Annotated in this window: 12 protein-coding genes and 1 pseudogene; 8 read left to right on the top strand and 5 right to left on the bottom strand. The window is 62.0% G+C overall.

Going from position 1 to position 22,245, the window contains the following annotated elements:
* Window positions 1–134 precede the first annotated feature (134 nt).
* The 6 genes and pseudogenes from DCN14_RS24560 (at window position 135) to DCN14_RS24530 (ending at window position 15,083) form a co-directional block, all read left to right on the top strand.
* On the top strand, window positions 135–9,707 hold the full coding sequence (locus DCN14_RS24560; protein WP_162826240.1) for a hemagglutinin repeat-containing protein: 9,573 nt from the start codon (window positions 135–137) through the stop codon (window positions 9,705–9,707).
* On the top strand, window positions 9,708–10,034 hold the full coding sequence (locus tag DCN14_RS24555; protein WP_096503173.1) for a DUF6572 domain-containing protein: 327 nt from the start codon (window positions 9,708–9,710) through the stop codon (window positions 10,032–10,034). It abuts the gene before it with no gap.
* Window positions 10,035–10,092: 58 nt separating this feature from the next.
* A complete protein-coding gene (locus DCN14_RS24550) occupies window positions 10,093–11,853 on the top strand; it encodes a ShlB/FhaC/HecB family hemolysin secretion/activation protein (RefSeq protein WP_096503171.1) in 1,761 nt (586 codons plus the stop codon).
* A 1,302-nt stretch (window positions 11,854–13,155) separates the two neighbouring features.
* Window positions 13,156–13,713 carry a hypothetical protein gene (locus DCN14_RS24540; RefSeq protein WP_143331661.1) on the top strand — a complete coding sequence of 186 codons (558 nt, stop codon included), beginning with the start codon at window positions 13,156–13,158 and terminating at the stop codon, window positions 13,711–13,713.
* A gap of 147 nt (window positions 13,714–13,860) precedes the next feature.
* Window positions 13,861–14,272 (top strand): annotated as a pseudogene (locus tag DCN14_RS38770) (hypothetical protein).
* 472 nt (window positions 14,273–14,744) lie between these two features.
* Entirely contained in the window at window positions 14,745–15,083 is a 339-nt protein-coding gene (locus tag DCN14_RS24530) for a hypothetical protein (protein WP_240327327.1), read from the top strand.
* A 114-nt stretch (window positions 15,084–15,197) separates the two neighbouring features.
* Here the strand turns inward: DCN14_RS24530 and DCN14_RS24525 are convergent, their stop codons facing one another.
* From DCN14_RS24525 to DCN14_RS24510, 4 genes are all read right to left on the bottom strand, one after another.
* Window positions 15,198–15,428: a hypothetical protein gene (locus DCN14_RS24525; RefSeq protein ID WP_096503165.1), complete on the bottom strand. Its 231-nt coding sequence runs from the start codon at window positions 15,426–15,428 to the stop codon at window positions 15,198–15,200.
* A 140-nt stretch (window positions 15,429–15,568) separates the two neighbouring features.
* Window positions 15,569–16,678 carry a class II histone deacetylase gene (locus DCN14_RS24520; protein ID WP_096503163.1) on the bottom strand — a complete coding sequence of 370 codons (1,110 nt, stop codon included), beginning with the start codon at window positions 16,676–16,678 and terminating at the stop codon, window positions 15,569–15,571.
* A 16-nt stretch (window positions 16,679–16,694) separates the two neighbouring features.
* Complete coding sequence (locus DCN14_RS24515; RefSeq protein WP_096503161.1) at window positions 16,695–17,912, bottom strand: MFS transporter; 1,218 nt, start codon at window positions 17,910–17,912, stop codon at window positions 16,695–16,697.
* A 22-nt stretch (window positions 17,913–17,934) separates the two neighbouring features.
* A complete protein-coding gene (locus tag DCN14_RS24510; protein ID WP_096503159.1) occupies window positions 17,935–18,990 on the bottom strand; it encodes a porin in 1,056 nt (351 codons plus the stop codon).
* A gap of 305 nt (window positions 18,991–19,295) precedes the next feature.
* Between DCN14_RS24510 and DCN14_RS24505 the strand changes: the two genes are divergently transcribed.
* Window positions 19,296–20,438: a helix-turn-helix transcriptional regulator gene (locus DCN14_RS24505; RefSeq protein ID WP_096503157.1), complete on the top strand. Its 1,143-nt coding sequence runs from the start codon at window positions 19,296–19,298 to the stop codon at window positions 20,436–20,438.
* Window positions 20,439–20,536: 98 nt separating this feature from the next.
* Window positions 20,537–21,535: a 2-dehydropantoate 2-reductase gene (locus DCN14_RS24500; RefSeq protein WP_096503155.1), complete on the top strand. Its 999-nt coding sequence runs from the start codon at window positions 20,537–20,539 to the stop codon at window positions 21,533–21,535.
* A gap of 256 nt (window positions 21,536–21,791) precedes the next feature.
* On the opposite strand, the gene DCN14_RS24495 is transcribed toward DCN14_RS24500, so the two are convergent.
* Window positions 21,792–22,241 (bottom strand): MarR family transcriptional regulator, encoded by a 450-nt coding sequence (locus tag DCN14_RS24495; RefSeq protein ID WP_096503153.1) that lies wholly within the window; start codon window positions 22,239–22,241, stop codon window positions 21,792–21,794.
* Window positions 22,242–22,245 lie beyond the last annotated feature (4 nt).

Below are 22,245 nucleotides of genomic sequence, written 5' to 3'. Positions count from 1 at the left end.
AAATTGCGTCTCGCCTGCACAACGCTTAACACTCTTTAACTTGCATTCATGGTCGCGTGTTTGCGTTCTAGAAGACCATACAACAACTAAATCGCGTGACGCGCGAGCCATGAATTTCGGGGTAGACCAGAATCATGAACAAGAATCAATATCGACTGGTTTTTAGCCGCGTACGCGGTATGTTGGTTGCGGTGGAAGAGACTGCCCACGCAACGGGGAAGGTCAGTAAGGGCGAGGTAGTGTGCGCAGCCGATAGCCGTGTGCCGGACATGCTGGCGAGTTTCGCACTGCGTCACGCGGCATTCGCGGTACTGGTGGTAGCAGGCGCAATGCCAATGTGGGTGAATGCGCAGATTGTAGGCGGCGGCGCGCATGCGCCTTCGGTGATCCAGACGCAGAACGGATTGCCGCAAGTCAACATTAATAAGCCTGGAGGCGCTGGGGTTTCTCTAAATACGTACAATCAATTCGACGTACAAAAACCCGGCGCGATACTCAACAATTCGCCCACCATCGTTAACACGCAGCAAGCGGGCATGATCAACGGCAACCCGAATTTCGGGCCAAACGACGCTGCGCGGATCATTGTCAACCAAGTCAACAGCAACAATCCCAGCTCGATTCGCGGTTTTATTGAAATTGCAGGGCAAAAAGCCGAACTCATCATAAGCAATCCGGCCGGCTTACAAATCGACGGCGGCGGGTTTATTAATACCTCACGCGCCGTATTGACAACGGGCGTGCCGTATTATGGTGCGGATGGCTCTGTCGTTGGTTTCAACGTCAATCGCGGGCTTGTCACGGTATCCGGATCGGGCCTGAATGCGGAAAATATCGATCAGGTTGACATTATAGCTCGCGCAGTGCAGGCAAATGCAGCTATTTATGCCAAATCCCTGAATGTAATCGCTGGCTCGAATCAAGTTAATCACGACACGCTCGCGGCGACGCCGATTCAGGGCGACGGCGCGGCTCCGGCGGTTGCGATCGACGTGGGCCAGCTCGGCGGTATGTACGCCAACCGCATTTTCCTCGTCAGTTCGGGGAGCGCTGTAGGGGTTCAGAACGCTGGCACCCTTTCAGCGGACGCGGCCGGTATGACGCTGACGACCGACGGGCGGTTGGTGCAGTCGGGCAAGATCAGTTCGCTTGGCAACGTCGCAGTGTCGGCCGGCGGCGGCATCGACAACAACGGCACGACCTACAGCCAGCAATCCGTGTCGATGAGTACCGGCGCGGACATGACGAATAGTGGCATGCTCGCCGCGCAGCATGACGTCGGCATCAATGCCGTATCGTTGAGTTCGACGGGCGGAATTGGCGCGGGCGTAGACAGCAACGGCACGGTCACACAAGCAGGCAACCTGCAAGTTACGACGACTGGCCAATTGACTGCGACTGGCGAGAACATCGCGGGCGGTAACGCGACGTTGCGCGGCTACGGTGTCAATCTGTCCGGCAGCAAGACGGCGGCGAACGGTAGCGTGGCGTTGAACGCCGACGCGGGCGATATCAATCTGTCGAACGCGACGACGAGCGCACAGGGCGCATTGAGTGCGACCGCAGCGGGCGCGATCGTCAACGATCACGCCAGCCTTTCCAGCCAGAGCGGTGCCACGCTGACAGCGGGCAGTGTGTCGAACCAGGGCGGCACGGTGTCGTCGCAAGGCCCGCTGACGGTTCACACGTCCGGCGCGATTTCGAATCAGGCCGGCACGTTGGTGTCGCAGAACACCGCCGACGTGGAAGGCGGCGCGATCGACAATCAGCAAGGCATCATCCAGAGCGCCGGCCAAATGAAAGTGGTCGGTGCTTCCCTTCAGAATACCGCCGGGCGCGTGACGTCCCTAAACAGAGATGGTCTGTCGATCACGATGAGCGGCCTGCTCACGAACGCAGCGGGGACGACCGCGAACGGCGCGCAAGGCGGCGTGATCGGCGGTGACGGCAACGTATCGGTACAGGCCGGCAGCATCGCAAACCAAGGATCGATCAGCGCCGCAACCGATTTGACCGTCGGTGCGCAATCCGTGGACAACGGCAGCGGCACGCTGACGGCTGGTCAGAACGCATCGATCGACGCTGGCACGCACCTGACGAACGCATCCGGTAGCATTTCTGCCGGCGCGTTAGCAAACGTTCGCGCGGCCAATCTGGACAATAGTTCCGGTTCGATACAGGGAAGCCAGTTGTCGTTGTCGGCAACCGATCTTGCGAACCGCTCAGGCGCGATCACGCAGACCGGCACGAACCCGACCACGATCGCGGTTTCCGGCACGCTCGACAATAGTTCGGGCACGGTACAGACGAACAGCGCCGATCTGAGTCTGACACCCGCGACGCTGATTAACGACCACGGAAGAATCGCGCATGCTGGCAGCGGGACGCTGACAATCGGAACCGGTACGTTGTCGAACCAAGGCGGTTCGATCGCGACCAACGGCGCGATGAATGTGCAAGCCGCTGCCGTTTCGAATCAGGCCGGAACGATTGCCGCACAGCGGCAAGCCTCGCTTGCCGTACAGTCACTGGACAATCGTACCGGCGGTACAGTGAACGCCGCCACGGTTGACTTGCATGCGCAAGGCACGGTCGAGAACAGCGGCGGCGCAATTGAAGCGGACCAACTCGCCGTATCGGCAAGCGATCTGGTCAATCATGGCGGCACCGTTTTGCAGACGGGAACCGGCGCAACAACCATCGCAGTCACGAACGCCATTGACAACACGTCCGGCAAATTGCAGAGCAATGGCTCGGATTTGGCGATCACGTCCGGATCGCTCACGAACGACCAAGGCACGATCGCGCACGCGGGCAGCGGCACGCTGACAGTTAAAACAGGCGCGTTGTCGAGCAATCATGGTTCCATCGCGACCAACGGCGCGCTCGCGCTGACCGCTGCTGCCCTATCGAACCAAGCAGGTACGTTATCGGCGCAGCGGCAGGCCACGCTCGGCGTGCAATCGCTCGATAACAGCGCAGCCGGATACATCGGTGCCGACAGCGTAACGATCAATTCGCAAGGAGCGGTCAACAACAAAACCGGTGCGATCGAGTCGAACCACGCGCTGGCGCTCTCGGCCGACAGCTTGGCAAACGACGGCGGTGCCGTTAAGGCGCTCGGCACGGATGCGCTGTCCGTGACGACGAACGCGTTGACCAACACGGCAGGCGGCACGATCGGCGGCAACGGTGACGTGTCGGTTTCGGGTGGCACGATCGACAATTCGAATGGTTCTTTGCTGGCAGCACAATCGCTGTCGGTGCAATCGAACGGCCAGCTCGGGAATGCGGCTGGCCTAATTCAATCGAACGGAAACCTCAAGGTCGCGGCGCTTGGCGCGGTGCTCAATAGCGGCGGGCAAATCGAAGCGAACGGAGCAACGGCGACGCTCCAATTGGCCGGATCAAGCATTGATAATAGTGACGGACGGATCGCCAATATTGGCACGGGCGCGACGACGATCGACGGCGGCGCATCGATCACGAACACCGATGCGTCCGGCAAAGCCGGTGCCGGCACCATTGGCGGCAACGGCGATGTGACGCTAACCGCGCAAACGCTCACCAATGCGCAAGGCGGTCAGACACTGGCTGGCCACGACCTGACGTTGAACGTCGCCAGTAACGCGAACAATGCTGGCGGCGTGCTGTCGGCGGCGAACAACCTGACATTCAACGGCGCGAACGCGGCGCTGTCCAACCAAAACGGATCTGTGCATGCAAACGGTGTCCTGTCGTTGGCCGCTGCATTGATTGACGACACGTCCGGCAAGATCGGCAACGACGCCGACAGCGGCGGCAGTATTGCGATTCAAACAGGTACTTTGTCGAATTCGGGAGGTGCGATCGGCAGCGATCAGGATTTGTCGCTGACAGCGGGCACGCTGACGGGCGACGGTTCGGTTGTTGCCGGTCGCAACGGCACGATCACGCTCACGAGCGACTACACGCAGACGGCAGCGAACAAGCTGCACGCGAATGGTGATCTGAGTTTCACCACGTCGGGCAAGCTGACGAACCAAGGCGTGCTGGATGCCAATGGCGCACTCACGGTGAACGCTGCGAACGTCGAGAATCAGAGCGGCGCGGATTTGAATTCCGCCAGCACGACGGTCAACGCGAATGGCGGCACGATCGATAACGCCGGCCGCATCGAAGGCGATACGGTCACGACCAACAGCACGACGCTGAACAACACGGGGACCGTGATCGGCAGCAACGTCACGGCAAATGCGGCGACGATCACCAATACGGGGGCCGCCGCTGTCTTTGCTGCCGCCAATCAGTTGAATCTGTACGCATCGAACCAATTGTCGAACACGGGCGGCGCGAACCTGTACAGCGTTGGTGATATCAATATCGCGGCGAACGGCCAGCGTGACGCCAGTGGCTTACTCGCGAACCGCACGCAAAATGTGCTGAACGATCAATCCACGATCGAAGCGCAAGGCAACATCGAACTTGCCGCCGGCACGTTCACCAATTCGCGTCCCGCACCGACCGTCGCGACCGAGACGACCGACACAACGACCACGCACCAAACGAAGCGACAGCAGTTCATCGGTTGTCCGACCGGTAATGCCGCGCCAAACCACGGTGTGTGTTCGTATGCAACATGGTCAGGTCCGTACAAGACACCGCAGACGGCAACCTACTCGGCGAGCCAAGTCGTGTCCCAATCGAACGGGACCAATCCTGTTGATCGCGTACTGGTCGTGAACGTCAACGGGCAACAGCAAACGCTGTACTACAACACGCTGACTGTGAACGGCGATGGCAGTGTCACGGCAGTTTATTGGGCCGGCTATGACCCGCACATCAACTACGTGCCCGATTCTGAATACACGACGCGCAGTGACGGTCATAACGGCTATCAGCGGGTCGAAATCTGGCGCGATACGACGTCTACGATTCAGCAAGACAAGGTAACAAGTCAGGCGCCGCAGGCGCAGCTCGTCGCGGGCGACAGTATCACGATGGCGAACGTCGGCACGGTCAACAACGACTACAGCGTAATCACTGCCGGCAAGTCGATTCAAATTGGCAGCACGCAGCAAAACGGCTCCGTTGGCAGCGGTAGCTACGGCGGCACGGTCGTGAACAACGTCGGTCAAACCCTGTATCAGTACCAGACCGACAATATCGTGTCGATGTATGCGTGGAACGAGGATACGACGCAGGATCGCGGCACGATCGTCGAACCGCCCGTGGTATATACGCCGGTTGCCATCGGTGGCACGGGTGGCACGATCATCGCGAACCAGTCCGTATCGATCAGCGGCCAGAGCGTCAATAACCAAAACGTCGCTGCGCAAAATTCTGCGACCGGCGCAACGGGCGGCACGCTCGGCACGAACCAGAGCAACGGCGGCGTGTCAGGCAGCACGCCTGCTACGGTGGCGGGGGCGTCGGGTGGTCAATTGATCAAGGTCGGCACGGCCAGCGGCACAACGACTGTTCCCGCGCCGCAGTCAGTCGCCAGTGCAACCGGTGCTTTGTCGATCACGCTGCCGACCAGCGGCATGTACTCGATTCAGCCCGCACCGGGCCAGCCCTATCTGGTCGTCACCGATCCGCGCCTGACGAGCTATACGAATTTCATCTCGAGCGACTACATGCTCGGCCAGTTGAACCTGAACCCCGCGAGCATCGAAAAGCGTCTGGGTGATGGAATGTATGAGCAGCAGATGGTACGCAACCAGATTACGGAGTTGACGGGGCGCACTTTCCTGCCGGGCTATGCGAGCGCGGAAGACGAATATCGGGCGCTGATGACGAACGGTGCGAACTACGCGAAGGAATTCGGCTTGGTGCCCGGCATGGCGCTGACCGCTGCGCAGATGGATGCGCTGACGAGCGATATCGTGTGGTTGGTCGATCAAACGGTGACCCTGCCCGACGGCAGCACGACGCACGTGCTGGCTCCGGTCGTCTATATGGCGCAGACGCATGCGAACGACCTGCAACCGACCGGTGGCTTGATTGCGGCCGACGACGTGGAAATTCATATGGTCGGCAGCACGACCAATTCGGGCGTCATCAAGGGCGGTACGAAGACCGTGCTCACGGCGACCGATATCCTGAATCGGGGCGGTACGATTTCGAGCGACAGCACGAACGGCACGACGCAGGTTGTTGCGTCTAACGACGTCGTGAATTCGTCGGGGATGATCACCGGCAACCGCGTAGCCGTGTCGGCGGGTCGGGATATCGTCAACACGACACTGGTTGATACCGTGGGCGCGATTGGCGTATCGGGTGCAAGTAAAGTCAGCACAAGCTTGGTCGGACAACAAGGCACGATTGCGGCAACGGGCGACCTGTCCGTTGAGGCCGGTCGCGACCTCACGCTGCACGGTGCGAATCTGTCGGCCGGCGGCGATGCGCTGGTCACGGCAGGCCGGGATATCAACGTCGATGCGATTCAGTCCACGACGAACCAATCGATGTATCTGAACGATCAGCATCATTGGGAAGAATCGAAGACGACGAACGTCACGAGCGGCATCACCGCAGGCGGCAGCTTGGGGATGCAAAGCGGTAACGATACGACGCTCAAGGGCGCGACGGTTACCGCTGGTAAGGATCTGTCGGTGCTCGCAGGCGGTAACCTGACGGCAACGACGGTCACGGATACCTCGAAGCTCGATAACGTTGCGGCGGACAGCAAGACGCGCAAGGAAGTCGATCACAATTACGACGAACACGCCGTCGGTACGCAATTCACAGCGGGCAGCAATGCGGCGCTCGGGGCCGCGAGCAGCGATGCGTCGAAAGGTAACGTGACGCTCACGGGCTCGTCCCTGACCGCTGGTATGACGAATGGTGTTGAGAACGCGACCGGTGCAGCGAGCATCGTTGCGACGGGCAACGTCACAGTGAACGAAGCCCGCGAGGAACACGACAAGTATCAGGATGTACAGGTCAGTCGCGGTAGCTTCATCAGCAGCACGAAGATCGCTTCGATGACGGACACGCATGCGAATGTCGGCGTCGGCAGCACGGTATCGGGCAATACCGTCAACATTCAGTCGGGCCGCGACCTGACCGTTCAGGGCAGCACGGTCGTCGGCACGAACGATGTGAGCCTTGCCGCGACGAACAACGTCAATATCACGACGTCCAAGGATACGGTTTCGCAGGACAGCTATTACCACGAAACGCATTCGGGTATCGGCACAAGCGGCCTGAGCGTGAGTATCGGCACGCAGAAGAAGAACGATACGGATCATGCCGAATCCGTGACGAACAACGCGAGCACGGTTGGTTCGCTCAATGGCAACCTGAATGTCAAGGCCGGCGACACCCTGCACGTGACGGGTAGTGACCTGATTGCCGGAAAGAACCTGACGGGCAGCGCCGCGAATGTCGTGATCGATTCTGCGACGGATACTAGCAACACGACCCATAGCGAGACAACCAGCAGCAGCGGCGTCACGCTCGGCCTGTCGGGCAGCATCGGTGATGCGATCAACGGTGCGTATCAGCAGGCGCAGGCAGCTAAGAGCGGTGCCGGCGACAGCCGTGCGACGGCCCTGCACGCGATTGCGGCGGCAGGCGATGCTGCGATGGGTGTAGCCGGGCTGACCGGCGGTGCACTTGCGGGCGGCGGTGCGCCGAGCATCGGTGTTCAAGTCAGCGTCGGATCGAGCCACAGTCGACTCGATACGTCGGAGAACCAGACAACGCAGCGTGGATCGAGCGTGACGGCTGGCGGCACCACGTCGCTGATTGCGACCGGTAACGGCACGCCGGGTAGCGGCAATATCACAGTTGCTGGCTCGAACGTGTCGGGCAACGATGTGTTGCTGGTCGCGAAGAATCAGATTGGCCTGCAGAACACGACGAACACGGATTCAACGCGTAGCTCGAATTCGTCATCAAGCGCGAGCGTCGGCGTGTCGATCGGCACGAACGGTATCGGGGTGTCTGCGGCGATGTCGCGCGCGCATGGCGACGGCAACAGCGATGCCGCGATGCAGAACAATTCGCACGTGACCGGCGCGAACAGCGTGACGCTTCTTAGTGGCGGCGATACGAACGTGATCGGTTCGAACGTGAGCGGCGGCACCGTTAAAGCGGATGTGGGCGGCAACCTGAACGTGCAGAGCGTACAGGACACGACGTATAGCACGGCACATCAAAGCAGCGCGGGCGGCGGTATCAGCGTCAGTACGATGGGCGGCGGAAGCGCGAGCTTCAGCGCGCAGAACGGGCATGCGGATGGCAACTATGCCGGCGTGAACGAACAAGCCGGCATTCAAGCCGGTAGCGGCGGCTTTGATGTGACCGTCAAGGGCAATACCGATTTGAAGGGCGCGTATATCGGCAGTTCGGCCGACGCCTCGAAGAACACCTTGACGACGGGTTCGCTGACTTACAGCGATATCGAAAATCACTCGCATTACGCGGCGGATAGTAACGGATTCAGTGCGGGCGCAGGTGTTGGTGTTACCGGCAAGGCGATCGGACCAGGATCGGTCAGCGGTGCGGGCGGTGTGACGCCGATGATTTCGCAGTCTGACAGCGGCGACGAGAACGCGACCACGCGTAGCGGCGTCAGTGCCGGCACGATCAATATCACGAAACCGGCGGCCCAGACACAGGACGTAGCGAACCTGAACCGCGACACGTCGACTCTGAACGGAACGGTCTCGAAGACGCCGGACGTGCAGAATCTGCTGGATAAGCAAGCTGACACGGTGAATGCGGCGCAGGCAGCTGGTCAGGTCGTCTCGCAAGGTATCGGCGCGTATGCAGATATGAAGCGCGATCAGGCGATTACCGACGCGAAGGCTGCGCTTGCGAGCGGCGACCTCGATGCCCTTGCGACTGCGCTGGATACAGCTGAAGCATGGAAAGAAGGCGGAGCCAATCGCGGTATGCTGCAGATGGGTGGCGGCGCATTGATTGGTGGCTTGGGCGGTAGCAGCGCCTTAACTGGCGTATTGGGCGGTGCCGCAGGCGCTGGCTTGTCGAACGCACTTGCGGACCAGACGAAACAACTGTCAGATACGATTGGCGGTGCGACTGGCTCGCAGTTGATCGGAAATATTGCCGGCAACATCGCGTCGGGATTGGGAGGCGCGTTGGTTGGAGGGAGTGCTGGCGCGGCGACGGCATCGAGCGTCAACCTCTACAATCAGAACAACGACAAGAACGAGAACGAAGCACAGAAGGAAATTGCCGACCTGCGGAAAGAGTTGCAGAAGGAACGGGAGATTCTTGGTCAAGCTTCTTTCGCTCCAAAGCAAGATGGAAGCACTGCGGTCGTACCAGTTGCACCGTTAGCTGCTGGGGGATTGGCTGGGGCCGGAAGGGGTTCCGGTAAAACTACGATATTGCAGAACAAGGCGCAGTCGGATGCGTTTGAGAATGCAACTGCGGCTGCGTACCAGAACCAGTATCCCCAAGTTGGTCAACAGATTACGGTGAAGACTACTGATGGCACGCGGACAAGACTCGATATCATGACCAAAGATTCAAACGGTACGATTGGCTGTGTTGAATGTAAGTCGTCCGACACTGCGCCGCTGACGAAGAATCAAGCAGCAGCATTTCCGCAAATCAAAACAGATGGAGCCGTTGTTGTTGGTAAAGGGAAACCGGGCTTCCCCGGCGGAACAGTAATTCCACCGACGAGCGTGGAAATCGTTCGCCCAAACATCACTACATCACCACCTAGCAATAGTAAGGGAAAGTAAATGTCAATCACTGAAACTAATGTCGTTGACTTGATTGGAGTGGACCCATCAAAGGGAGTTGCTCGACTCGGTATTTCGGATCATTTGGAATGGATTGCGCCGGAGGATGAGCACTTGTTGCTGCTTCAGGAGAAAATCAACACCTACCTTAGATTTATAGAAAGTGGTGAAATTTACGATCACTATCCAGATGCGCGGAATTGTAGGTGTGAAATCGAATTGCTTTCAAAATACCCGCTATCGAAGGTGGCGATCGATTTTTGTGAGGTGGCGAAGGGAGTTATTAAAGATGCCGGATTGGATTTTTCTTACCGAGTATTCTCGTAATTAAATATGTTTTCCATTCTTGATTGAGTGGCGTGCAGCGTCGGGAATTGGGTTGGCAATGAAAATAACTAAACGATTCGCGGTTTTACCGATCACAGCCTTGGTATCGCTCGGGGTTCACGCACAGCAGGCCCTCACGCCTGCCGACCAAGCTGCCGCAGCGCGCGCGAACGCGGAACAAGACCGGCAAGCGCAGCAGCAACGCGACGCGCAGCAGCGTGACGCAGCCGTGCGAGCCCCTTCCGTTCGGTCGGAAGTGCCGAAGGTGGAAACGTATCCTGCGATACCGAGTGAGCAACCGTGTTTCCGCATCGACCGTTTCGCGCTTGACGTACCGGATTCGCTGCCCGATGCCGCCAAGGCACAGGGGGCGTCTGCACTGCCGATAGATCGCTTCGCCTTTGCCCGCGAATGGCTCGGTCACTACGCGGGCCAGTGCGTCGGCAAGCAAGGCGTCGATACGATCGTCAAGGGGTTGTCTCGGGAAATCTTGGTGCGTGGCTACATCACGACGCGCGTCCTGCTACCGGAACAAGACTTGGCGACGGGAACGTTGAAGCTTGCATTGGTGCCCGGCACGATCCGACACGTGCGCTTCGCTGACGAGAAATTGCGTGGCACCTGGAAGACGGCGTTCCCGACGCGCGACGGTGATCTGCTGAACTTGCGCGACCTTGAGCAAGGTCTGGAGCAAATGAAGCGCGTCACCAGTCAGGACGTGTCGATGCAAATCGTGCCGGCGGACGTGCCGGGCGAAAGCGATGTGGTGCTGGACGTGAAGCGCGGCAAACCGTGGACTGTCGTCGCCTCGATCGATAATTCGGGCACACGCGCAACGGGCAGACTACAGGGCAATCTGTCAATTGGCATCGATAACCCATTGGGCTTGAACGACGTGTTTAACGTTGGCGTGAGTCAAGACCTCGAATTCGGCGACAAGCGCCTTGGGTCACACGGCTGGAACGGCTTCTATTCGATTCCATGGGGCTACTGGACGGCCACGCTGTCCGCCTATACGAACACCTACTATCAACAGATTGCTGGCGTGAACCAAACGTTCGTTGCGAGCGGCAATTCAAAGACGCTGGATTTCAAACTGGCCCGCGTGCTGCTGCGCAGTCAGAACGACGTGTTCGGCGGGTACTTCCGTCTGACACGTCGGTTTGGCGAAAGCTTCATCGAGGACACGGAAATCACGCAACAGCGCCGCAACAACACGGTTATCGAATTCGGCCTGACCGATCGCCACTACTTCGACGGGGCACAATTCGACGGCACGCTGGCCTATCGTCAGGGCGTTGGCGGATTCGGCGCGCGGGACGACATCCTTGCAGCAGGTGGCGGCCCGACCTACCGCTACAGAATGGCGGTGCTCGATGCGAATCTGTCGGTGCCGTTCGCGATCGCAAAGCAGCCATTCCGCTACGTGACGAGCATTCATGGTCAGTACACGGGGAACACGCTGTACTACATCGATGACGTAACCATCGGCAGCCGATACACGGTGCGTGGCTTCGACGGTGAAACGATGTTGGCGGCGGCGCGTGGCCTGTATTGGCGCAACGAACTACAAATGCCTATCGGGCAGACTGGACAGGCGATTTATGCTGGCCTGGATTACGGTCGTGTATGGGGACCGCAGCCTGTTGTGTTGGTCGGAACGCAGTTGGCCGGTGCAGTGGTTGGCGTGAAGGGCAGCGTCGCAACTCGGCTCGGAGCCTATGGGTACGATTTGTTCGCTGGTACGCCTGTATATAAGCCGTCTGGGTTCCCGACTGCACGCGTCACAGTTGGTTTTCAGTTGACGGCTCAGTTCTGAGGGATAGCGAGATGCGAGGCGGGACGCGGGATAAACGTGTGGAGCGCCTGACTGAGCGGGGTGTGGACGACGGTGGGCTAGATCGAGACCGTCGCGTACTCGGCCCAACAAGCAGACGCCGTATGTCTGGTGCGGTTCTCTAAATTTACGTTTTTACACCGACTGGAAGCCAGTCCGTTGCATGCATTGCGGACGGATGATGTCCATGCGTCGCGAGCTCGTCGAACGAAGAGGCTTATTGGAGGTTGGAACTTGGCGAGGGAAGGGCATAAATGCAGAAGCTGAGTAGCGGCATCGGAGATCTGAAGCGGCTCGGGTTTGTTCGCTCAAGTAGCGACGGAAGCGAACAACCGCCTGCGTTAAGAACATGGCGCTGGAAAGCTATAGCGTTGATCGGAGCTGTACTGCTGGCGTGGGGAGTGCTTCACGTGGTGCTATCGGAAATTATTTCAACACACCCTCCTGGACGTTAATGCATCCTTTGATGCAAGTCGAGAGAGGTCGTGGACAACAGCCAACGCAGGTGATGGCTTATCTGATTAGATGATCATGCATAAATCGATGATGCGAAGTGTAATCCTCGCGATATCCGGCACTGTGTTCCTGAGCGCGTGTGCTTACGTCATACCGCCACATCACTATGTCGACACGGAGACACCCACCTACGATCCTGCGGTGTCGGCGAGGATGCGGGTTCTTTCGTCCAATGGTCCGGAGAAGAGCGTAACGTTTTGGGAGAGTAGTTGTGCTGGCTCAGTATCTGATCCGGGAGCAGTGAAGGCAAATGATGGATTCATTGCAGCATGGAAATATTCGTCGCGTAGCGTCGTAATTGGAATGCCGCCGAGCCCGCGCGAATCGATGCGTATTGATGGCCTTTTCTCGAAAGATCTCATCAGGGAATATGTGGTGCCCGCGGGGAAACCGATTACATTGTTGCTGTCTATGAGCACGTACATGGGACAGTACGGCGGAACGACCTATTGCAATGCGCCACCAGTTACATTTTCCCCTGTCGCCGGGCAAGACTATGATGTCTTCCTGGACTATGAACGTCGTACGTGTCGGACAGCAATTCGCAGAATCGACAAAGATGGCTTAGATGAACCTGTTAGCGCAACATCGGCAAGGAAGTGCTCGGCTATGTGAAGGCTAGTCTGGTTAGCTGGCTGGTTCCTGAACATGGAGGGGTATTAGTCGTGCATGATGAGCGAGGGGCGGTGATCCCTAAACACTGCTATCTGACCGAGCATGCGCCGGGTATGCAGACCTCTCCTTCTCAGACCAAGGAGCGGTGAAAACGTGAATACAACCAATGAACCTCGGATTCAGATCGATCCTTCAAAGCTTACCTTGTGGGAAATATTGAAGGCCTTGAGTGTTGGTCAGGCGGTGGCAATAGGCGGGGCAATTGTTGCGATACTGACGACCGGTTACTTTATTGGTAGGCACGATGCGGAAGTGCGCGATGCAGTGAAACTGGCGTCCGTAACGGCGGACCGTGGCCAATGCCAGACGGAGTTGTCCGGGGCCAAGCAGCAGATTGTGACGTTGACACAATCGAATGCACAGCTAACCGGTGCCGCGAACGCCGAGAGTATTGAAGTCGGCACTTTGCGGCAGAAGCTTGTTGATGCTTCGGCTGCGAACGCGGGGCAGAAGAACTGTGACTTTGTTCATGCTCAGATCAAGGACGCCGAGGACGAAATTTACCGTTTACGAAGCCATGATGTATTTTCGGGTTCGGAGCGTCCTGATGCGGACGCTCGCGTCAAAGCGCTGGATGGGCGAATCGCGGGATACCAAGCACAGCTTGGCATGTGTGGTAGCAGCGGTGCGGCGGTCGGATCGGTGCGATAGATCGGCGGCGCGAGGGGCTTCTTCCGTTTGCCGATAGCACGCGAAAAGAGGAGTGAGGGCAAACTGAGCAACTCTGGTAACGCGAAAGGGTAACGAGTGCGACGAAGTACGATTCGGCGAGGTGGTCGCCCAACGTTGACGAAAGAAATGCTGTTGCCGTTGTCGACCGAGAAGGTGCGATCGCTGTCGCTTGAGCATCACATGGCGCTTGCGGTGGCTCGCTCTGGGGGCGGGGAATGTGACCAGATTCTTTGTTTGCTGAGAACCGTTTATTTGTCGTACTTCATGCGAAATGAGGCGGCATCGGGCTCGGACGTCAATTTGTATCGGCGCGCAGGGGCGGGGCTGCTCCAACGCTTGCATAGCACGTGCTGAACGTGGTGAGATGTGGGCGCTGGTCGACGATGAGGTTGCTGATGTCGAGCGAGTGCTGGTTGTACATGACGAACAACTGGCAGCGGTCCCCAAGCACCGGTACTTGGCGGCTTGGGATCGGCTGCAACGCTTTGTGAATGGCGCCAGACGTTCACCGATTGCGAAGGTGGAAGATGATGCGTAGTAGGTGAGGTCTGGCTGGTGGCCTCCCGTGAGGCGAACACGGCACCAATGGGGTCAGCCCGCTGCTCTAACCACGCATGAGATGGCAGCAGTAATATGGTTTGTTGGTATTTTTGTTGGTATTGCTGCGCAATCGAATTCGCCGGGGCTTGTGTGGCAAGGTGTTCAGGGTTGAATTAGAGTCAGGCCTCAACCACGTATGCTCCCCGGCATTGCCATGTCGGGTCGAAAAGCCCCGCGAGTCTCGCATTCGCGGGGCTTTTTGTTATCCGCGCAGGTCGTTGGACTCGCGGAAGCGGCGAGCCTCTCAGAGGGCGCTGCTCCTGCAGCAAGGCGCCGAAATGTCCTCATGCCCGAGACGGCTATCCCGGCCACGGCTCGCGGCGCGCCATATTGCGGCGGCCATGCCGGTTGATGCCGTTTCGCGGGCACACACGCTTTTGCGTGCGCAGCCAACCCGGTTCCGTATAATCATGAACAAAACCTTTCATTCACGCGGGCTGTTTAACCGGGGGCCGTCGATGATCCATACCACGCGCACGCTGATTTCCGTTTTGTCCTTGACGCTGACCATGCCGGCTTTTGCCGGCATACCCGCGGACAACATTGCCTGGAGCGCGCGATCGGTGCAGACGGCCGCGCCGTCGGCGGCGTGCACGGCCTACTCCGGACGGCCGATCGCCAGCGGCCTCCCGCTGAACACGGACACCGTGCTGAAATCGGTCGGCATGGCGCTGCTGGGTTCCGCGTTGAGCGCGACCCAGGGCTATCAGGGGACGGTTCCGAACCCGTGCGCACGCGCGGGCCTGTAACTGCGCCACCGACGAACGGAGCGGCTTGCCGCTTCGTTCGACCAACGCGATACAGCCGATTCCCGAAAGCGCCGCGCGTCGACCGACCGCGGCGCTTTGTCGTTGCGAGCGTGACTAGTCCCAGAAACTGCGCACCGCGACCGCCACGATCACCGGTACCGAAAACACCAGCGGAATCGCGAAATACTGCGCTTCGCGATCGACGACCCAGCTATAGATCAACCACGCCACGCCGATCGCGAACGTGATCACGCCAACCAGCACGGCGGCGATATTCACGGCGAGCTTCGAAGGCTGGCGGCGCGCCTTGTCGTTGGAATCGGGTTCGCGCGGAGACGATTTCATCTGAAGAAGGGCCCGGGCCTGGCAGGTGTAAAAGCACAGGAGACCCCATCCGCACCGATCGCGCAAGGGTCCGAGCACACCGGCTCCGCATCGCCCGTTCCCGCGGGGGAGCGCACGAGAGCGGGCGAGAACAACGGGCGCTACAACCCGAACGACGTCGCCAGCTCGTCGAGCAGTCCGCGCTGGAACGCAACGAAGCGTTCTCCCGGCTGCTGCGCGATCGCGAGGCCGAGCATCGGATCGGCGACGTCGGTGCGCATGCCGGTCAGTTCCTCGACGATCGCGAGCCCGCAAAACGGTACATACGCCTCCGAATAGCCGCCTTCGTGAACGATCACGAGCCGCCCGCCGCAGTGGCGCTGCGCGGCCTCCTTCACCGCGCGCGTCATGAACCGGTAGCTGTCGGTATGCAGCTGCATGCGCGCGAGCGGATCCACGGCGCTCGCATCGAGGCCGCTCGCGATGACGATCAACTCGGGCCGGAACCGCTCCAGCGCGGGCAGCACGATCCGCTCGAATGCGTAGCGATACGCGTCGTCGCCGCTGCCGGCGAGCAGCGGCACGTTCAGGTTCGCGCCGACGCCCGCGCCTTCGCCGCGATCGCCGCCGCCGCTGTAGCCGGGCGGGAAGCAGCGGTCCTGGTGCAGCGAAATCGTCAGCGTATCCGGGTCGTCGTAGTAGATCGATTGCGTGCCGTTGCCGTGGTGCACGTCCCAGTCGATCACCGCGACGCGTTCGATCCCGTGTTTCGCACGCGCGGCCTCGATCGCGATCGGGATGTTCGCGAGCAGGCAGAAGCCCATCGGACGATCGCGCAGGCAGTGGTGGCCGGGCGGCCGCGACAGCGAGAACGCGTTGGCCGCGTGTTCGGCGACCACCGTGTCGACGGCCGCGATCGCGAGGCCCGCGGACAGCGCAGCGATCTCGTAGCTGCCCTTGCCGAACGGCGCGAGATCGCCGAGGTCGCCGCCGTTCGCGTCGCTGAGCGCGCGGAACGCGTCGAGATAGCTCGCGGGATGAATGCGCAGCAGATCGCCGGTCGTGGCCGGCGCGGCGCCGCGCATGTCGAGGTGCGCGGCAAGCCCCGACGCCTGCACGAGCGACAGGAAGCGGCGCTTCGAATCGGGCGATTCGGCGTAGCCGGCGCTCGACGGCGGCTGGACCCAGCCGCCGACCGGGAAGAACAGCGCATGCGTGCCGCCGGTGTGCCAGAAGGTGCGTTCGTCGGTAAAGAAGGCAGTGCGATTCATGGATGGGCTTGACCTGTCACGGTTGGGAGGAAACGGGAATCACGGAAGCGGGCGCGCGGCGATCGATATGACGCAGCGCGGCGAACGATGCGATCGCAACGGCCGTCGCGATCGCGAACAGCGCGTGCATCGTGCCGCCTGCATCGAGCAGCAGCCCGGCGAGCAGCGGACCGGCGGCGAGGCCCGCGCCGATCACGAAATTGAGCGTCGCGACGAGGCGCCCGGACGTATCGATCTGCGCGACGGTCGCGAGAATGAACGGCAGCACGAAGGTCCACGCGAACTTGAACGCGAAGATCGCGGCGCTGTAGCCGCTCGCATGCGGAAGCGCGGCGAGTGCGACGAGCGACGCCGCGAGCAGTGCGTAACCGGCGGCGAGCATCGCGCGCCGCGCGACGCGGCCGCCCGCACACGACGCGAGCGCCGCGCCGGCGATGCCCATCACGCTCGCGATCGCGAGCACGTTGCCGGTCGACTGCGGATCGAGGCCGGCTTGCGCCGCGGCACGGCTCGCGAACGTCCACACGCTGCCGATCGCGAGATAGAACGTCAGTACCGCACCGATCGCGAGCGCGACGTACAGCCGCGGCGCATGCGATGCGGCGTCGCACGTGGTCTGCGCCGACGCGGCCCGTGTACCGAGCGTCGCCGGAAAGCCGCGCGACAGCGGCGCGGCGATGACGGCAAGCACCGCGAGCGCGACGTACAGCGCGCGCAGCCCGAACGCGACGAACACGTGAGGCAGCACGAACAGCCCGATCGCGCCCGCGATCAACTGGCCGACGACCCACAGGCCGTATACGCGGTCGCTGTTCTTGCTGGTGGCCGCGCTCGTCATGCAGAGCACCATCAACGAGCCGCCGCCGAGCGCGGTGACGGCACGCAGCGCGAGCAGCGCGACGAAGCCCGGCATCCACACCGCGGTGAGCAGATTGCCCGCGCCGAACAGCGCGATTGCACAGGCGGCGACGCGGCGCGCATCGACGCGGCCGAGCCACAGATACGACGGCACGGTCGCGAGGCTGAACGCGCCGAGTTCGACGAAGAAGTAGGTGCCGATTTGCGATGCGGACAGCCCGAGCTGGGTCGCGAGTTGACCGGCGACGGCCGGCGCGACGAGCAGCAGCAGCGGCGTGATGGCCGCGAACACGACGAGCGCGACGAGCGTCGAGCGCGCAAAGGTCGACGCGCGGCCGTCGGACGGCCGTGCGGCATCGGAGCAAAGGGTTTTCATGGCGGGTTCCAGGTGGACAGGATCAGAACAGGTGGTACATGCCGACCATCGCGCCGAACTGCGACGCGCCGGCGAGCGGCGTCGGGTCGTATTCGTAGACGGTCTGCGAGCTCTGGCCGCTGTTGCGCGCATAGCCGACGTTCACGTAGGCGACGGTGCGTTTCGACAGCGCGTACGTGGTGCTCGCGATGAACAGCGTCGGATGGCCGATCGCCGGTGTGTGCGAATCGGTGTGGTAGACGCCCGCGTTCAGTCCGATTCCGCTCGATGCGATCAGGTAACGCGCGCCGCCCCAGATGACGGTGCGTGCCGCATCGAGGTCGCCGGTCACGCGTTCGACGCCCGCGTAGACGGTGAGCGGCAGCGTTGCGAACGCGTAACGTGCGGCGAGCGTGCCGAGTTCGCGGCGACGGGCGGATGCGTCATCCGCGGTCGTTGCGTCGCCGTGCGCCTGATGCAGCACGGCGCTGACCGACAGCCCGTTGCTCGTGTACTGGCCGCCCAGTTCCAGCACGCGTCCGGCGCGCGTATTGCCGGCGACGCCGGCCGTGGCGGCGAGTGCTTCGGCGTCGAAGCCGGCGAAGGTCGGCGACTGGTACTTGATCGAGTGGTCGATGAAGTTCGCCGCCATCGGCATGATCACGCCCTGGCCGCTGTACGACGCGTACCACAGCGGGTCGTAGAACAGCGTCTTGTCGAACAGCACGCTGAACTGCCGGCCGAGCGTGACGGTGCCGATCGGGCCCGCGATACCCACGTATGCGCCGCGAAAAAAGGCGTAGCCGGGCGCGGTCGGGGTGCCGTCGTTGACGTTCAGGCCTTGCTCGAGCTTGAACAGCGCGCGCCAGCCGCCGCCGAGATCTTCGTTGCCCTTCAGTCCGATCTGCGACGGCACGATGCCGTAGTTCTGCAACTGCACGGCCGAGTGGCGTCCGTCGGCATGCGTCAGGTACTGCACGCCGGTGTCGAGCGCGCCGTACAGCGTGAGCGCCGATTGCGCGTGTGCGGCGACGCTGCACGTAGCGAGCGTCACGGCGGCTACGGTCGCGGCCGTGCGGATGAAGCGGGGTTTCGTCACGTGGGGTTCTCCATACCGTCCTGCATCGGGGTGTGTTGTTGGTGTTGTCGCGACGCAGTGTCCGCAGCAGGAACGCCGCCGAACAGTCGTACAGATGAACGGTGTGGAAAACCCGCGGTGTGCGGCACGCCCGCGCCGCCTGGCTGCCGCGACGCGTGCTGCGCAGCAGCAACGCGCGGCGTACCGTTCAAATGGATGGGGTTGCCGCGTGTTCCGGCAGCGGTGCCCGCCAAAAATGACGATCGCTATAATCGGCCGGTCTGCGTTGCGCGCATCAGCGGCCCGATCGGGCAGGGGAGCGGAAGGTGAGGATCACGACGGATATCAGGCAGGATCTCGACGCGCTGCGCGACGTGCCTGCCGCGATCGTGCTCGACGAATCCGCATGGCCGCCATTGCCCTCCCGCCGTGCCGATTTCGACGGCGTCACGCGCGGCGACGCATCGCGGCGCGAGTTCGGCCTGATGCTGCTCGACCTGTATGCGGTCGCCGCGCAATCCGGAATCGGCGAGTTCGAGTGCCGCTTCTTTTCGCTGTTGCAGGCGCTGATCCCGTTCGATGCCGCGTGGACCGGCGTCGCGACGCACGTGCCGACCGGCCCGGTGATGCACAACAGCTTCCTGTACCGTCTTCCGCACGCGTTTTTCAGCGACTGGAAACGCGTGCGCGACTGCGATCCGCTCGCCCGTCGCACGCTGCTCGGCGCGCATGGCCGCGCGGTGCGGTTGTCGGTCGTCGAGCCGGGGGTCGATGCGCGGTTTCGCGACTGGTGCGTGAAGTACGGGCTCGCGCAACTGATGTGCGTGTGTACGCTCGATCGGCGCTTCGGTCTGACGACGTTCATGTCGATCTACCGGCAGGGCCTGAACCGGCCGTTCAGCGACGAGGATGCGAATCGTTTCGAAGAGATGATTCCGCATCTCGCGGCCGCGCTCACCATCAACCGGGCGGCACAGCTCACGCGCGAGCGCGGCGACGCGGTGGCGCCGGCGGCGCGCGCGCTGTGCGACAACTTCGGTGTGCTGCACCATGCCGATCACGGCTTCGACGACGTGCTGCGTACTGAATGGCCTGCGTGGACGGGGCCGCGCGTGCCGGACCCGCTGGTCACCCACGTGCGGCGCCAGTCGGGCCAGCCGTTCATCGGCGACGCGCTGCGCATCCAGTGCGTGCCGGTCGCTGGACTGTTCCAGATCGAGGCGCGGCCGCGCTCGCTGCTCGACCGGCTGAGCCCGCGCGAGCTGGCGGCGATCCGCTATTACGGCGCGGGGCGCTCGCACAAGGAGGTGGCGCAACAGATGGCGATTTCGCCGACGACGGTGCGGCATTACCTGCGCTGCGCATACCGCAAGCTCGGCATGCACGACAAGAGCCAGATCGCCGGCGTGCTCGGCGCGACGGGGCCGACCGACGACGAACCGGAGGAGGCCGGCAGCCCGGTACGATGAATCGGGACGGCACGGATACGTCGTGCGCTCGCGTGAATGGTTGTATCCGCAACCATTGAGCGTTATGCTCGTCAGTTCCCAGGAGACGGATTCCCATCATGAACGACACGAATTCAGGGTCGGTGCGCGCGGCGGTGGTCGGCGTCGGCGCGATCGGCGGATTGCTCGCGGCTGCGCTGTCGCGGGCCGGCATGACCGTGAGCGCGTACGCGCGCGGCGCGACGCTCGATGCGTTGAACGCGCACGGTGTGCGCGTGATCGACGAGACGGGCGCGATGTCGTCGATTCCCGTACGTGCGAGCGACGACGCGGCCGCGCTCGGCGTGCAGGACTACGTGGTGATCGCGCTGAAGGCGCAGGCGTTGCCGGCGCTGGCCGCGAGAATCGCACCGCTGGTCGGGCCGCACACGGTGATCGTCGCCGCGATGAACGGGTTGCCGTGGTGGTTCACGCACGGGCTCGCGGGGGCGATCGACGGCGTGCCGCTCGACGCGGTCGATCCGGGCGGCGCGGTGTCGGCGGCGCTGCCGCCCGCGCAGGCGATCGGCTGCGTCGTGCATCTGTCGTCGAGCACCGACGGGCCGGGTGTCGTGCGCCGTGGACGCGGCAATCGCCTGATCGTCGGCTCGCCCGATCCGCGGCTCGATGCGCCGACGGCGCGGCTCGCGGCGGCGCTCGCCGCGGGCGGCTTCGACGTCGAGCCGACGCCGGCGATCCGCGCCGAGATCTGGACGAAGCTGTGGGGCAACATGAACATGAACCCGCTGAGCGCGCTCACGGGTTCGACCGCCGAGCAGTTGCTCGACGATCCGTACACGGAGCATCTCGCACTGCGGATGATGGAGGAGGCTGCCGCGATCGGCACGAAGCTCGGTCTTCATACCGGGATGAGCGGGCCGGACCGGATCGCGGTGACACGCAAGCTCGGCGCGTTCAAGACGTCGATGCTGCAGGATTTCGAGGCGGGGCGTCCGCTCGAGATCGGGCCGATCCTCGGCGTGTTTCCGGAGCTGGGCCGCAAGCTCGATGTGCCGACGCCATATTGCGACGCAGTGCTCGGCTTGCTGCGTCAGCGGGCGGAAAACAGCGGGCTGTAGCGGAAGGGCGGCAGGTATGCGGAGGCGGTTGCATACCGGCAAGACGACGTTCGGCGCGTACCGGGCGAGGGAGGCCGGACTGCGGCCTCGTGCGCTCACGCAACCCGGGCGGCTCGCTGATTCGTCTGAATAAAGCCGGGCGGCCAGCATCGTGCGTGACGCACTTGCGAGGCCGCCCGTCGATCCGATGTGCGTTGCGATGCGAGCCGCACCACGTCAGGCAACATGCGGTGCGGACATCGACCGTTGTGCCGCCTCAGTCGTCCTGTTCGATCGCGTGCGCGACGACCTTGTCGAGCAGCCGCTCGAACGTCTGGCGCTCGCTGTCGGACAGGCCCGCGAGCAGGCCTTCATTCCACTTGCGCACGATCGGCATGATCTTGCGATGCAGCGCGCGGCCGTCGGTGGTCAGCGCGATCAGCACGATCCGGCCGTCCTCCTCGCTCGCGCTGCGCTCGAGCAGCCCCTGGCGCAGCAGCGCTTCGGCCGCGCGGCTCGCCTGGCTCTTGTCGAGATTGGTGTGGCGCGCGAGATCCATGATCGAGAACGGACCGAAGGCGCCGACGGCGGCGATCACGCGCGCCTCGGGCAGCGAGATGTCCAGCTTGTGCCGGTATACCTCGGCGATCCCGCGGTCGGATCGCTTCGTGAGCGCGTGGAGACGATAGGTCAGAAACTGATCGAGCCCGGTTTGACGGCCTTTCATGTCG

The sequence above is a fragment of the Burkholderia sp. IDO3 genome (assembly GCF_003366075.1).
GTDB lineage: Bacteria > Pseudomonadota > Gammaproteobacteria > Burkholderiales > Burkholderiaceae > Burkholderia > Burkholderia anthina.
Note: the sequence above shows the minus strand (reverse complement) of the source record. Positions and strands in the feature narration are given on the sequence as shown.